Source organism: Natronogracilivirga saccharolytica (assembly GCF_017921895.1).
GTDB classification, from domain to species: domain Bacteria; phylum Bacteroidota; class Rhodothermia; order Balneolales; family Natronogracilivirgulaceae; genus Natronogracilivirga; species Natronogracilivirga saccharolytica.
Genome location: NZ_JAFIDN010000003.1, coordinates 332,910 through 346,742 on the forward strand (window position 1 = coordinate 332,910; position 13,833 = coordinate 346,742).

Genomic DNA, 13,833 nt, shown 5'->3' on the forward strand with positions numbered 1-13,833 from the left:
CTGTGCGGTTTAATCAATTACCAGGTACAGCGTTAATTATACTTTTTTTTTCGTAGAAACTCCCGCTTGTCTTGGTAGAATAAAACTTGTTACTTTTAATACCCTTTCAATGTCAACAGAGCACCTTCGAAATGAATGTTACTGCCCTTCCCAAAGTTGAGCTGCATCTCCATCTGGACTGTTCGCTGAGTTATGATGTCATTTCGAAGATCAATCCCTCGGTTACACCCGCTCAATTCAGAGATGCTTATGTGGCTCCTCCGAAATGTGCCAATCTGGCTGATTATCTCACCAGGGCATTCCGGGCTGTGGAACTGATACAGACCGAAGATCATCTCCACCTGGCTACATCAGATCTGTTCGATCAGCTTAAGGCCGAGAATGTGATTTATGCTGAGATTCGCTTTGGCCCATTGCTCCATACTGCCCGGGGACTTTCTTCATACAAAGTAGTAGAAACGGTCAATGATGCTGTAGAGGAGGGGATGCAGCGTACGGGTATCCGGGCCGGACTGATTTTGAGTACACTTCGTCATTACAACGAAGATCAAAGCATGGAGACGGCTGAACTTGCCGCACAGTTTCTGAATAAAAATGCAGCCGGGTTCGATATTGCCGCTGATGAAGCAGGGTATCCGATTGACAATCACATCAGTGCGTTTCGGTATGCAAGGAAAAACGGAATTCCGCGCACAGCACATGCCGGAGAGGCAAAAGGTCCTGAGAGTGTCTGGGAGACGCTGGAATATTTCCGGCCCGACCGGATAGGACACGGCGTCCGCAGTGCTGAAGACCCCGGCCTGATCGCTCATCTTTGTGAGAACAATATTCACCTTGAAGTTTGTCCGACCAGCAACATTCAGACCGATGTCTTCGACCGGATTGAGAATCACTCGGCCGACAAAATGTATCAGTCCGGGGTGTCAATGAGTATCAACACGGACAACAGAACGGTCTCCAATGTCACACTGGAGGAAGAGTACCAGGTCATGAGATCACATTTCGGGTGGGGTCTGGAGCACATCCGGCGGTGCAATCTGGAAGCTGTTCATCATGCATTTACAACTCCGGAAATCAAAGCGGAGCTGCAAAGCACCATTGAGCAGGCCTATCCAGTGGCTGACGAATCAGCCTGAGTACATCTATTCCCAGATGGCAACTTCAAACAAACCTCCGGAATCAGCGGCTCCGCGGAACATGCCGGGTGAACTGAATTCCATAACAATATTTCCGTTTTTATCAATGGCTATGATGCCCCCGTCACCCTCCTCCAGCTTTTCCCGGATCACAATACGGGAGGCTTCTTCCAGCGATGCCCCCTGATACTCCATGATGGCGCAAACCTGATAGGCGACCGCATTTCTGATAAACTTTTCCCCGTGTCCGGTTGCGGAAACGGCACAGCTGTTGTTGTCGGCATAGGTTCCGGCCGCAATGACAGGAGAATCGCCTATGCGGCCCGGTTTCTTGTTGGTCATACCGCCGGTAGATGTTCCGGCTGCAAGGTTTCCGTCGCGGTCCAGCGCCGCTACTCCGACCGTACTGAATTTGTCTTTTTGGTCGTCACTGTGATCAAGAATGACGGAAGCCTGCTCTCTTGCATTTCTGAGCTGTTCCCTGCGCCGATCGGTACTGAAATAGCTGTTCTCAACCCGTTCCACATCGGTTTCATCGGCAAAAAGCTCTGCTCCGTCGGCTGCAAACATGACGTGGCGGCTCTCCTCCATGACTTTCCTCGCAAGGGATATCGGGTTCCGGACGGTACGCACACCTGTGACCGCACCCGCATCCAGATCTCTGCCATCCATAATGGATGCATCCAGCTCATGGCGCTCTTCACTGGTGAAAACCGCACCTTTGCCGGCATTGAACCGCTCATCATCCTCAAGAATTCGGATGACCTGTTCTACGGCATCCAGACTGCTCCCGCCGTTATCGAGCAGATCCCGGCCGGTCTCAAGCGCCTTTTCCAGTGATGCCAGGTAGCCGTCTCTGACGTCCGGGTCGATGTCGCGGTCAATAACTCCGGCGCCGCCATGCAGAACAATGGCAAAGTCTTTGCGTTCCATATCTGTTGCGTATTCGTCGTTATCGTTTGATGAGTTGCAGCCGGTAAGTGACACAGCCAGAAAACAGACACATCCGGCAAGGATGGCCGGCAGAAACGGAATTCTGAAAGAAGAAGTATGTACAGTCATGGTATATGGAGTTTATCAACGGGTTGTTTGACCGGAAATATAACATTGTCCGCAGAAATTTTGTAAGATATTGCCGTACAGGATATATTCTGTCAGCAACCTTTATCAGCAACAAAAATTTAAAACAACAGGGACATATGAAGGAACAGGACAACCGGACCATAAGCATGTTTTCACAAACCGGAAAAATAAGCAGTACATTCTCACTCCTGGCAGTTGGCTTGATGACGGTATGTCTGGCATTTGCGGCTGCCGGATTTACGAATAAAGCATCCGCAGAGACACAGGAAAACAGCACTGTCTACCTCCAGATAGATTATTATGCGGTTCAGCCGGGACAGCAGCAGGACTTTGTCACACTTATGGATGAGCTATGGAAGCCGGTCCAGCAGAAACGCATGGAGCAGGGTGACATCACCGCATGGCATGTTTATGATGCGCTGGTAACCGGGTATACGGCAGACTATCAGTTTGTCACAATTACCACCACCGATGATTTTTCGGCGCTGTACGGCGAACTTCAGGATGAGCTGGTTGCAGCGGTCCATACCGGTGATGATCCGGAAACGCTGAAAAAACAGATGTATGACGGTTTCACCAGGGTGAACAGCGAAATCTGGAGCATGGACGGTGCTGCTCTGCCGGAGGGGGCGTCCGGACCCGAAGGAAAATACATCACCAAGAATTACATGGACGCCCGAGATGCTTCCGGTGAACACGAAGCGATGGAACTGGATTTCTGGAAGCCAATCCATTATGTTCGGATCGATCAGGATATTCTGAACAGCTGGGTGATGTATTCCATGGTCAAGCCCGGCGGTGCATCACGGGAATATACCTACAGCACCATAGATTACTATGATCGTCTTGGTGACATAGAAGGATCGGTGGGAATGGAGCTGGCGCGAATAGCGCACCCCGATCTGACGGATGATGAGCTTTCCGATTATTTTGCCCGGACTAGTGAGTCGCGCACGGCCTACAAGACGGAAATGTGGCGGGAAGTGGTTTCTGCCGGAAAGCCAAACTGACCGGAGTTTTGACCGTTTCTCACTTATGCCCGGCGGACATCCGGTCTGTTCACAGCTTGTTGATCATGCCAGCGAGATAGCCGGCCCCGAAACCGTTGTCAATGTTGACGACACTGACGCCGGCTGCACAGCTGGTCAGCATGCCAAGCAGGGCGGATAATCCCGAAAAATTGGCTCCGTACCCGATACTTGTGGGTACGGCTATCACCGGTTTGTCAACCAGTCCGCCAACCAGACTTGGGAGGGCACCTTCCATTCCTGCAACAACGACGACAACCCGGCACTTCCGGATATCATCAAGATTGTCATACAGTCTGTGCACTCCGGCAACGCCCACATCAAAAAATCGCTCTACACGGTTGTCAAAAATTTCTGCCGTAACGCAGGCTTCTTCGGCAACCGGTAGGTCTCCGGTACCGGCTGTGACTACAGCAATGGACTCAGCGGTTTTTTCCGCAGGTTTTTTGCGGATGGTCAGGCAGCGGGCCAGTTTGTGATATTGGATATCGGGTGAGAGGTCGCTGACGTACCCGGACACTTCCGGATCGACGCGTGTCGCCAGTATATTGCTCTCTTTGGAAATCATGAAGGAGATGATCTCACGCAGCTGTTCCGGTGTTTTACCCTGACCGAAAATTACTTCAGGATAGCCGGTCCGGATTTCCCTGTGATTGTCAATTTTGGCAAAGTCCAGATTTTTGTAGGTCAGATCGTCAAGATGCTCCATGGCCCGGTCGATATCCGTTGACCCCTCCTGAACATCCTCCAGCAGTTTTTTCAGTTTTTTCTTATCCATTGCTTTTTTTTGCAATATTCTGATCCATGCTCCCTGTCTTGTACCCCTGCAAATCCACCGAAATATACGTAAAACCGATGTTTTTCAGTTGGGAAGTAATTTCGTCTGCCATTTCCTGTTCCAGCAGTTTGCCGGTCAATTCCTGGTTGACCTCAATGCGTGCCAGGTCATCATGCTTGCGCACGCGCACCTTCCGGAATCCGTGATCAATCAGAACACGCTCTGCCTGCTCGATCATGCGCAGATCTTCATCGCGGACATAGGTGTTGTAGGGAATCCGGGTAACCAGGCAGGTGTTGGCCGGTTTGTCCCAGTCGGGCAATCCCATGTTGCGGGACAAAAGCCGGATTTCATCTTTCGTCAGGCCGGCTTCCTGCAGGGGGGAGCGGACATTGTGCTCTTTAATGGCTTTTAATCCCGGTCGGAACTCTCCCGCATCATCTGCATTGGTGCCATCAGCAAGGGTGTCGAAATTCATTTTGGCGGCCTCTTCACGGAACCGGGCAAAGGTGCTGGATTTGCAATAATAGCAGCGGTTCGGAACATTATTTCGAACTTCCTCATCCACCGGAAGTTCGATCTCCTTGTGACGGACACCCAGCTCGCGAATAATGTCCCGGGCTTCCTTCAGCTCCCACTCCGCAAAATAAGGTCGTTTCATGGTCAATGCGATAACATTGTCCGTTGCATCTTTGGCGGCTGCAACCAGGAAAGTGCTGTCAACCCCGCCGGAATAGGCGACGGCAATACTTCCCATATCTTTGAGTATCTGTTGCAGTCTTTCATATTTACTGTCGATGTCATTTTCGATTGCAGGTGAAGATGATTTCATAACGGACTCTTGTTTTGTATGATGTTGCCGCTTCCGGACTTGAATTTCGGTGGAGTTTTCATTTTTCTTAACCGAGGTTGACGTTACTGCGATTTCTCAGTGGTATGGAAGGTTTCCCTGGTATTTTTTTCAAATTCGGCATGGATGATCCGGCATACCTCCATTATCGGTAATTGATGTTGCTCAGCCAGCTTTCTGCAGTCTTCAAATTCCGGTTTCCATTTGAGAAGTTCGCCGTTGTAAAAGCACTTTTTTATGATAACACTGCCCAGCGAAGATGAAAAAGTAACGCTTTCCCGCTCCAGTTCAGTACGGTTCACAGGATAGGTCCGGACACCGATCGTGGTTGTTTCTTTCAGTATAACCGCAATCAGCTCTTCTTCCAGTTCCGGTTCACAAAGCACGGTCAGCAATGTGCCGGGCCGGCCTTTTTTCATGACCGATGGAGTAAGAAAGGCATCATTTGCTCCTTTTTCAATCAGCATTTCAAGCACAGGCGGATACCACTCCGGATTCATGTCATCCAGATTGCACTCGATTACCATTTTCTGATTTTGCCGTTTTGCGCCGGCGCCGGCCTGCAGGGAATCAGCATCTGCAGACGGGCCGGATGGCCTTGCTATTATCAGCCGCAGGATATTCGGCACCTCTGTATCACGCTGACCGATTCCGTATGCCGTTTTTTCGGGTGTAAATGCCGGATTTGAAACAAATTCATTCACATTGGCGGCAATTATGGCAGCGCCGGTGGGGGTTGTTGCTTCGTGGTTTGTCCCACCCAGTTTTACAGGAATGTTTTTCAGGATTTCGGATGTTGCGGGAGCCGGAACGGGCATGGTGCCGTGAGCACATTTAATCATTCCTCCGCCAAGCTCAACGGGTGAACTCAGTATGCGATCGGGTGCAAGGTAGTCAATGCATATGGCAGCACCGGTAATATCCACTATGGAGTCAACAGCCCCGACTTCATGAAAGTGCACATCGTCAACGGACATGCCGTGAATCTTTGCCTCGGCTTTGGCTATGAGCTGAAACATCTTCATTGCCCGCTCTTTCGTTGATGCCTTCAGACCGCTTTTGCTTACAATCTCTTCGATATCCTTCAGGTTTCTGTGAACATGGTTATGGCCATGACCATGTTCATGATCGTGCCCAAGACCGTGATCATGAGCGTGCCAATGTTCATGATCATGCCCATACTGCTGCCCGGATGAGTTTCCAGTCTGCTGATCATCATCGATAATAACATCAACCCTTGTGCCTTCAATTGATTTGCGCTTGTCCCTGGAGAAATTGAGTCTGAATCCATCCAGGGGCAGTTTGTTCAGCTCACTCACCAGGTGATCCGGATCAACACCCGCATCAATCATGGCTCCAAGGTGCATATCACCGGAGATGCCGGCAAAACAATCATAATAAAGTATTTTCATAGCTGTGATAATGACCTCTCATCAGTAAATACCGGTTCATCTGTCAGAGAGACAACATGATTTTGTTATCCCGCATTTAATTTTATCTTATATTTAACGGAAAGGCTAATATAATAATGTTATTAAAAAAAGCCGGATTATCACTGCTTTCCGTGCCCGCTGGATCTGATGTATTAAATATTTCCTTATATGCAGGCCATGGAAGGCAATTACTCCTGATGAAAAAACCTGTGGAAGATATGCGACGCAGGTTTGAAATAAGCTGGAATTATTTAAAGCAAAAGTGAGCAACTGGATTCATAGCACAGTTCGCCATCTCCTTGCACCGACTGAAGAAAAAATTATTTAAACACATGCAACGCAGAGACTTTCTCCTCAAAAGTATTGGCGCCGGGATTTTCGTCGGTACAGCCGCATCCTTTGGCGGTGTAACTTCGCTTTTCTCAAAATCAAAAGTCAGTCTGCCTTATGACCTGGTCGCTTTGCGTGGCGGCGGAGCAGCTGAAATGTTTGATAAAGGCATTGCTGTTCTTGGAGGAATGTCTGCATTTGTGAGCAGCGGGCAGACCGTTGTGGTCAAGCCGAACATCGGATGGGACCGGCCGCCTGAAATGGGTGCAAATACCAATCCGGCACTCGTCGGCCGGATCGTGGAACACTGTATTGAAGCCGGAGCCCGGCGCGTATACGTATTTGATCACACTTGTGATGAGTGGCGCGCGTGCTACCGCAATAGTGGAATTGAAAAGGCTGCGTCTGATGCCGGAGCCCGTGTGGTACCCGCCAACTCGGAACGGTATTACGAGGATATTTCCATCCCGGGAGGAAAACGCCTGACGGAAGCCAAAGAGCATGAGCTTCTCCTGGAATCCGATGTCGTAATCAACGTGCCTGTCCTGAAACATCACGGCGGCACATCCATTACCGTATCCATGAAAAATCTGATGGGCAATGTCTGGGACCGCAGATACTATCATCAGAATGACCTGCATCAGTGCATCACAGACTACACGACCTACCGCAAGCCTGATCTGAATGTGGTCGATGCCTATCGTGTCATGATGCGCAACGGTCCGCGCGGCGTTTCCGAAGAGGATGTTGTCGTCCGGGAGGCACAGGTGATTTCCACCGATATGGTTGCCGCGGATGCGGCTTCAAGCCTCATATTCGGTAAAGAACCCAAAGAAGTGGGACATATACGTCTTGGTCAGGAAATGGGTGTTGGCACACTTGAACTCGACGACCTGAATATTAACAGGCTTCGGTTGTAGCGAGCATCATTTACAGCGAGTTGTCATGCGCCCAAAAATTCTGAAAATTTCCAGGGTTATCGTCTCCCTTTTCTTCCTGACGATCACAGCCTTTCTGTTTGTCGATTTTGCGGAGACGTTGTCCGCGTCTCTGATCAACGGTGTGACTTGGATCCAGTTTGTGCCGTCCCTGGTGAAGTTTATCACACTGACCGGATTCCTGACACTGGGTTTCCTGGTTGTAATTATTGCTACACTTCTTTTTGGGCGGATCTATTGCTCCACCGTCTGCCCGCTGGGCATCCTGCAGGATGTCAGTTCTCGCATATCCCGCTTCTATACGGAAAAAATCCGCAGGCGCCGCAACCGCTATCGCTTTGCAGAACCCCAAAACCTGCTGCGATACAGCCTGTTGGGCATAACGGCGGTTACGTTTGCATTCGGAAGCGTGTTTTTTCTCAATCTGCTGGATCCGTTCAGCCTGTTCGGGAAAATGTTTTCCGGTCTGGTCCGCCCGGTGTATTACGCGCTGAACAATATAACGGCAGATATCTTTTATGCATTCGGGCTGTACACGTTTTACCACGTTGAGACCCGGCAGATGACCATCCTGCCTTTGATATACCCCGCCCTGATGCTGATGCTGGTTGTCGGTCTTTCTCTGATGCGCGGACGGCTCTACTGCAACACGGTCTGCCCGGTCGGTACCCTGCTTGGAATCATCTCCAGATATGCAATGTATCGCATCGAGATCAATGATGAGCTTTGCACCCGCTGTGCCGACTGTTCACTCAACTGCAAAGCACAGTGCATCGATCTGAAAAACAACGAAATTGATTTTACCCGGTGCGTAGGCTGTTTTAACTGCATGGACATCTGTTCGCGCCAGGGTATCGATTATCAGAACAAATGGTTCCCTTCCCGGAACAAAGCGCCCTCGGAAGCAGTGATCAGGGAGGTTTGCGACGCGGATGATGCAGATTACGCCGGTGACGCCGGTGACGCCGGAAATGCGGCAATACCGGAAACTTCGCCGGAAAAAGACCCTGCCGCCCGTGCTTCTTCCGACAGCGGGCGACGCAGTTTCCTGTTTGGGCTGACATCCTACTTTATCGGGTTTTCTGCTGCATCACGTGTTGTGAGAGCGAATGGCCTTCAGCAGGAGCCTGATATCCGTGATGACCTCGATGTGGAGGTTACCAAACCAACTACCATCCCGGAGGACAAACAATTCCCCATTTCTCCGCCGGGTTCAGTAAGCCTGGAGCATTATAATGATGCCTGTACCGCCTGCCAGCTGTGCGTGAGTGCCTGTCCGACCAGAGTGCTGCAGCCATCATTTCTGGAACACGGATTCACGGGCATGATGCAGCCGAGGATGGATTTCCATGCCAGTTTCTGCAACTTCGACTGTGTTGTTTGTACCGAGATTTGTCCGACCGGTGCGATTCAGCCCCTGACCATGGCAGAGAAGCACCTGACTCAAATTGGGGTGGTGCGGCTTGAGCTCGACAATTGCGTGGTCAAAACCGAAAATACCGCGTGCGGAGCCTGTGCAGAACACTGTCCCACCCAGGCCGTGCGGATGGTTCCTTATCAGGACGGGCTGACAATTCCCGAGATTCTGGTCGAGCATTGTGTCGGATGCGGGGCATGTGAATATATTTGTCCGACCCGTCCGTACCGTGCGATCTACATCGACGGTAATGAAGTGCACGTCAAAGCGGAGCCGCCGGTTATTGAGGAGCTGGATTACGAAGAACCCGAGGAGGATTTCCCGTTTTGAGTATCAGGGCGGATTGTTTCAGCTGAGCACTTTTTTATCGATGGTTTTGCCTCTTCCGTCCTGATCCTTGATGGCAAGCTGACCGCATCCGGCATCGATGTCATCCCCCCGGCTTCGCCGGACAGTTGCCCGGGCTCCCATCCGGCTCAGACCGGACATGAAGCGGTTGAGCCGGTCTTCCTTTGCCCGCTGCAGTTCCACACCCTCAACATCATTGTACATGATGATATTGATTTTTGACGGCACCCAGCGTGCAATCTGTGCCAGTTTGCGGGCATCGTCCGGACTGTCATTGAACTGGTCAAAGAGCAGGTATTCGTACGTGACGGGTTGATGCATGATGCTGTGGTAATGCTCAAGCGATTTGCGAAGTGCCGACAGGTTCAGACTTTCATTGATGGGCATGATCTGATTTCGTTTTTCATCGTCGGCGGCATGGAGGGATATGGCCAGGTTCCAGGGGCGTCGTTCGTCGGCATATTTCGTAATGAAGCGGGTCAGTCCTACCGTGGAGATGGTTATCCGTCGGGGGGAGAGATTCAACCCGAGAGGGTCACACAAGATTTCTGCAGAATCGACTACCGGCTGATAGTTGTGAAACGGCTCGCCCATGCCCATGTAGACGATGTTGGTGATCCGTTTGCCATATTCTTTTTCCGCTATCTGGTTTATGGACAGCACCTGGCCGGTGATCTCGCCGATGGTCAGGTTGCGGAACAGCCCCATTTTCCCGGTAGCACAGAAACTGCATCCGAATATGCATCCCACCTGGGAGGAAACACAGACCGTCAGCCGGTCAGCCACCCCGTCATCAAAAAACTCGGGTATGAGCACCGCCTCCACAAGCTTGTCGTCATGAAGCCGGAAGAGGCACTTGATTGTTCCGTCAGCCGAGCGGTTGACACTGGCAGTCTGCACCCCTTTGATCTCTGCCATTCCGGAAAGCTGATTGCGCAGCTCTTTGGGCAGATTGGTCATTTCATCAAATGAACCCGCATTTTTTTGATGTATCCACTGAAACAGCTGGTCGGCCCGGTACTTTTTCAGGTCAAGACTGCTGCAGAATCCGGACAGTTGTTCTTTGTTCAACTCGGACAAATTGATGCGGGATGTCATTGTAAGTTTCTGATTTTTTGACTGGTAATAACGGCTGTGTTGCGTTTACAGCCGTTCCGCAGAACGAACGCGGTTTTGTGCCGTATGTTGTCTGACCGTGCCGTAATGAAGCCGGCATCATGCATATCAATCATGTATGATCAGCTCTGCGTTGAAATAATCGATTGTAATGTGTGCACTTCTGAAAGCATCCGCACCAAGAGCTCCTGTGACCGGTTCGTCGGTAAATTGTGAAAACCAGTCCGCGAATGCGTCGTCATTTCTGACGGCAAAGTGCACCGGTCCGGCAGTGTACGAACCGATCTGTATCTCCGGAACTTTGATCAGGTCACCGTTATAATTGATGTCGACATCGTCAAAAACATTCCAGTCGGGATTTTCCTCACGCCATTTCCGGAACTGAGATTCGGAAATGAGTCCGGCTGGAAAGATATGGTCCGGATGGTCCAGCTGCTCTTTGCCGCTTTCATCCAGAATGATATTGCTGCCGGTCTTCAGGACCAGCGAGAGTGTATCACTGCCGATGACAACGGGTAATCTGGCAAAATGGTAACGGCGGTCTCCGTCTTCTTCGGCAAAACTGATCGGAATGGTTTCACCCGGATCCAGATTTCTGGCATCTTCATCGGTGGGTTGCACATAGAAGGTTTCTTCCGGAAAGTTGATCGTCCATGTGCGCATGGCAAACCATGTGCTTCCGAGGATACCGTTGCCATGCTTGAGAATAACTCTGTGGTGCGGCGGTTTTCGGTCATCGGAACGCAATGGAATCAGACCGTCGGAGATGATTGGTGAAGGTATGTAATGATCATCAGCAAAAGGAGGTAAAAAGGCGGCTTCCTGCTCGCGGTCATTGATAATGGCGCTGGTGGTGGTCAGTTCAAGACGCCTGGCAGTATCTTCATACATGAGGCTGCCATCAGCAGTGTCTGTAAAAAAACGCAGCGTGTCCCCATCCTGGCTGACCGGCTCGACAAAAATCAGTCCGTGCTGGAAATGAGCCGGCATTTTGACAGGATGGTCGATATCAATAAAACGGGCTTCGGCCATGCCCGTCCAGACAGCCGGCATAGCAACCAGGGTTGAAAAAACTAAGGCACGGATTGTCAGAAAATAGCTGGGCATAAGTCATCTTGGTCTGCCGGGTGTTCTTTGATCTGTCTAAAAATAAAAAAAGCCGGTGATATTCCGGCTTTTTTTAATCTGATGGTAGCGTTGCTGTCCGGTCTGCTGTGCAGAACCGGAATTACAGTTCTAATTTTTCAAACGTGCCGTCAGGTTTATTTTGGCCCCTGCAAGGACTTTGGAGACGGGACATCCTTTTTTTGCACCCTCGGCCAGTTCCTGAAACTTGCTTTCATCAATGCCCGGGACGTGTGCGTCACAGTCCAGGTCGATTTCAGAAATTTCAAAACCACTGTCGACTTTGACCAGGTGAACGCTGGCTGTGGTTTTAACACTCTGAGGCTCATAACCCTCTTTGCCCAGGGCTCCGGAAAAAGCCATGGAAAAACATCCTGCATGTGCGGCTCCAATCAGTTCTTCGGGATTGGTGCCCACCCCTTCCTCGAACCGGGATGAAAATGAGTACGCTCCTTCAAAAGCTCCGCTTCCCAGAGCCATTGTTCCGTTTCCTTCCGGCAATTTACCCTTCCACTCGGCATTTGCTGTTCGTTTAGGCATATCTTTTCTCCATTTATTTGATGAGGTATGAATTAGTTATACAACGATGTGTGAATCAGCCACAGAGCAATACGCAAAACTGTCTGTATTTCTGATATGGCTATAACATCAGTATAACTCTGATTCATTCCGGTGTTCTTCCCTTAGAAGGTCATTGACCGTTTTTACCGGACAAAATGTAGAACCGGGAACTTCAACAAAAACGGTATTCCAGAAAGCCATACTACCGTTCCACAAGCCCGGGAGTTCAAGTGCTTTCAGGTCCCGGCCCTGATAGGACTTCATCGAAATAAAGCCGGTTTCCGGGTCACGATAATACTGCAGATCAAAGGGATGGCCCTTGTAATCACGAAGAGAACAGACCAGATCAACCGGATTGAAATGGGTGGATGACTCGAATATTTTTCGCTGTTGTACATCCTCCATATTGACTTGTGCACTTTCAACGATTTGAAGGGATGTTGTACCGTCATCATGATTGACTATGAACGGTCCGCCTCCCGGCTCTCCTTCATTTTTCACCATCCCGCAAACGCGGATAGGGCGGTTCAGCCGGTTGTACAGCCATCGAATCACCAGTTTGTCATCGCTGCGCTGCTTTTTGGCTTCAGCAATCTCATCAGGCAGGTCGATGAATAATTCTGACCGGAGGAACGCGATGATTTCATCCAGGATATGGACCGGCACTTCACCGCGGTCAAGCTCTTTCAGATAGTAGAAAATCTTGTCCTGAATGGTGAGCAGATATCCGCCGATCAGCTTTTTATAGGTATGGGTAGTTTCCTTGAGCCGGTCGGGGACAACGTTGTCAATATTTTTAATGAAAACGATATCGCCCTGCAGCTCTTCAAGGTTTACCAGCAGTGCGCCATGTCCGCCAGGTCGAAATACCGCATTTCCCTCATCATCCAGAAAAGGCTGATTTTCAGGATCGGCAGCTATGGTGTCGGTTTCAGGTTTCTGAAAGGATGTTTCCACGTGAAAGCGGGTATCATCAGATTCAAACTTGCTGCGTACAGACTCCAGCCTCTGGTAAAACAGCTTTTCGTGCTCCGGTGAAATGGTAAAGTGAATGCGGATGGAGCCGTTTTCAGGACGTGTATAGGCAATGGCCTCTGCAAGATGTTCTTCCAGCGGAGCCCGGCGGTGATCATCGTACCGGTGGAACGGGATCAGGGCTTTCGGAAGTGATGCCAGTCCCAGGCCCCTGTTTTCGAGAACAAAGGACAGCAATGTGTGATAATCGCCGCTTTTTTTCAGTTCAGCCGGATCCTTGCCCGCTTTCTTAAGTACTTCAACCAGGTCTTCATAAAAAGCAAAAACCTCCAGGTTGTCCAGAAATGTTTTGGCAAACCGGACATCTTCGTGATCCTTGTTCGCTTCAAAATACTGCGGAGTAAGCTTTTCCGGCTCATTTAGCATGGACTGGAGCACCTTGAACATCCTGCTTGCCGCTCCAGAAGCCGGCACAAACTTCATAACCCTTCCCTCTTTTTGTGCCTGATGGAAGCGCTCAGTCAGATGAGGTTTCTGGTCTTCTGACAGGTCAAGAATTCCGTCACCTATGGTCGCCGGCCTGTCGATTTCAAGGTTGGAAAAACCTTTCCGGAACCGGTCAAGCTGGGATTGAACATCAGCAGGGGAAATACCGTGTTCCTTGATTTGCTGGTCAAGTTTTTCAGAAAACCGTTCGCTCATACTCATGGATGCA

12 protein-coding genes are annotated in these 13,833 nt (G+C 50.2%); 4 read left to right on the forward strand and 8 right to left on the reverse strand.

Annotation, left to right across the window (positions count from 1 at the left end; all coding sequences use genetic code 11):
* Positions 1 to 131: 131 nt before the first annotated feature.
* Positions 132 to 1,136 (forward strand): adenosine deaminase, encoded by a 1,005-nt coding sequence (gene add / locus NATSA_RS05830; RefSeq protein ID WP_210511065.1) that lies wholly within the window; start codon positions 132 to 134, stop codon positions 1,134 to 1,136.
* Between the two features lie 6 nt (positions 1,137 to 1,142).
* Here the strand turns inward: add and NATSA_RS05835 are convergent, their stop codons facing one another.
* The gene (locus NATSA_RS05835; protein WP_210511066.1) at positions 1,143 to 2,198 is read right to left on the reverse strand and encodes an isoaspartyl peptidase/L-asparaginase family protein; all 1,056 of its coding nucleotides are present in this window, start codon (positions 2,196 to 2,198) and stop codon (positions 1,143 to 1,145) included.
* A gap of 137 nt (positions 2,199 to 2,335) precedes the next feature.
* Here NATSA_RS05835 and NATSA_RS05840 point away from each other — a divergent pair, with 137 nt between their 5' ends.
* The gene (locus NATSA_RS05840) at positions 2,336 to 3,229 is read left to right on the forward strand and encodes a hypothetical protein (protein WP_210511067.1); all 894 of its coding nucleotides are present in this window, start codon (positions 2,336 to 2,338) and stop codon (positions 3,227 to 3,229) included.
* A 49-nt stretch (positions 3,230 to 3,278) separates the two neighbouring features.
* On the opposite strand, the gene larB is transcribed toward NATSA_RS05840, so the two are convergent.
* From larB to larC, 3 genes are all read right to left on the reverse strand, one after another.
* Positions 3,279 to 4,025: a nickel pincer cofactor biosynthesis protein LarB gene (larB, locus tag NATSA_RS05845; RefSeq protein WP_210511068.1), complete on the reverse strand. Its 747-nt coding sequence runs from the start codon at positions 4,023 to 4,025 to the stop codon at positions 3,279 to 3,281.
* On the reverse strand, positions 4,018 to 4,857 hold the full coding sequence (larE, locus tag NATSA_RS05850) for an ATP-dependent sacrificial sulfur transferase LarE (RefSeq protein ID WP_210511069.1): 840 nt from the start codon (positions 4,855 to 4,857) through the stop codon (positions 4,018 to 4,020). Before larE ends, larB begins: the two co-directional genes overlap by 8 nt.
* 83 nt (positions 4,858 to 4,940) lie before the next feature.
* Positions 4,941 to 6,287, reverse strand: coding sequence for a nickel pincer cofactor biosynthesis protein LarC (larC, locus tag NATSA_RS05855; RefSeq protein WP_210511070.1), 1,347 nt, complete (start codon positions 6,285 to 6,287; stop codon positions 4,941 to 4,943).
* 353 nt (positions 6,288 to 6,640) lie between these two features.
* On the opposite strand from larC, the gene NATSA_RS05860 reads away from it, so the two are divergent.
* Together NATSA_RS05860 and NATSA_RS05865 are read left to right on the forward strand one after the other, a co-directional pair.
* Complete coding sequence (locus tag NATSA_RS05860) at positions 6,641 to 7,558, forward strand: DUF362 domain-containing protein (RefSeq protein ID WP_210511071.1); 918 nt, start codon at positions 6,641 to 6,643, stop codon at positions 7,556 to 7,558.
* Positions 7,559 to 7,583: 25 nt separating this feature from the next.
* Positions 7,584 to 9,323, forward strand: coding sequence for a 4Fe-4S binding protein (locus tag NATSA_RS05865; RefSeq protein WP_210511072.1), 1,740 nt, complete (start codon positions 7,584 to 7,586; stop codon positions 9,321 to 9,323).
* Between the two features lie 18 nt (positions 9,324 to 9,341).
* On the opposite strand, the gene rlmN is transcribed toward NATSA_RS05865, so the two are convergent.
* The 4 genes from rlmN to NATSA_RS05885 all read right to left on the reverse strand — a co-directional run bounded on the left by rlmN (position 9,342) and on the right by NATSA_RS05885 (position 13,826).
* Complete coding sequence (gene rlmN / locus NATSA_RS05870; protein WP_210511073.1) at positions 9,342 to 10,439, reverse strand: dual-specificity RNA methyltransferase RlmN; 1,098 nt, start codon at positions 10,437 to 10,439, stop codon at positions 9,342 to 9,344.
* Between the two features lie 126 nt (positions 10,440 to 10,565).
* Positions 10,566 to 11,510 carry a hypothetical protein gene (locus tag NATSA_RS05875; protein ID WP_210511074.1) on the reverse strand — a complete coding sequence of 315 codons (945 nt, stop codon included), beginning with the start codon at positions 11,508 to 11,510 and terminating at the stop codon, positions 10,566 to 10,568.
* Between the two features lie 183 nt (positions 11,511 to 11,693).
* Positions 11,694 to 12,122, reverse strand: a complete 429-nt coding sequence (locus NATSA_RS05880; protein ID WP_210511075.1) for an OsmC family protein — start codon at positions 12,120 to 12,122, stop codon at positions 11,694 to 11,696.
* A gap of 108 nt (positions 12,123 to 12,230) precedes the next feature.
* Positions 12,231 to 13,826: a DUF4301 family protein gene (locus NATSA_RS05885; RefSeq protein WP_210511076.1), complete on the reverse strand. Its 1,596-nt coding sequence runs from the start codon at positions 13,824 to 13,826 to the stop codon at positions 12,231 to 12,233.
* Between the last annotated feature and the right edge of the window lie 7 nt (positions 13,827 to 13,833).

Bases quoted from the DNA above. Each gene is read 5' to 3' on its own strand.
- NATSA_RS05840 (WP_210511067.1), top strand. From the start codon at position 2,336: ATGAAGGAACAGGACAACCGGACCATAAGCATGTTTTCACAAACCGGA.
- NATSA_RS05860 (WP_210511071.1), top strand. From the start codon at position 6,641: ATGCAACGCAGAGACTTTCTCCTCAAAAGTATTGGCGCCGGGATTTTC.
- NATSA_RS05865 (WP_210511072.1), top strand. From the start codon at position 7,584: ATGCGCCCAAAAATTCTGAAAATTTCCAGGGTTATCGTCTCCCTTTTC.
- NATSA_RS05880 (WP_210511075.1), bottom strand. From the start codon at position 12,122: ATGCCTAAACGAACAGCAAATGCCGAGTGGAAGGGTAAATTGCCGGAA.
- rlmN (WP_210511073.1), bottom strand. From the start codon at position 10,439: ATGACATCCCGCATCAATTTGTCCGAGTTGAACAAAGAACAACTGTCC.
- NATSA_RS05885 (WP_210511076.1), bottom strand. From the start codon at position 13,826: ATGAGTATGAGCGAACGGTTTTCTGAAAAACTTGACCAGCAAATCAAG.
- NATSA_RS05875 (WP_210511074.1), bottom strand. From the start codon at position 11,510: ATGCCGGCTGTCTGGACGGGCATGGCCGAAGCCCGTTTTATTGATATC.
- larB (WP_210511068.1), bottom strand. From the start codon at position 4,025: ATGGATAAGAAAAAACTGAAAAAACTGCTGGAGGATGTTCAGGAGGGG.
- larE (WP_210511069.1), bottom strand. From the start codon at position 4,857: ATGAAATCATCTTCACCTGCAATCGAAAATGACATCGACAGTAAATAT.
- NATSA_RS05835 (WP_210511066.1), bottom strand. From the start codon at position 2,198: ATGACTGTACATACTTCTTCTTTCAGAATTCCGTTTCTGCCGGCCATC.
- larC (WP_210511070.1), bottom strand. From the start codon at position 6,287: ATGAAAATACTTTATTATGATTGTTTTGCCGGCATCTCCGGTGATATG.
- add (WP_210511065.1), top strand. From the start codon at position 132: ATGAATGTTACTGCCCTTCCCAAAGTTGAGCTGCATCTCCATCTGGAC.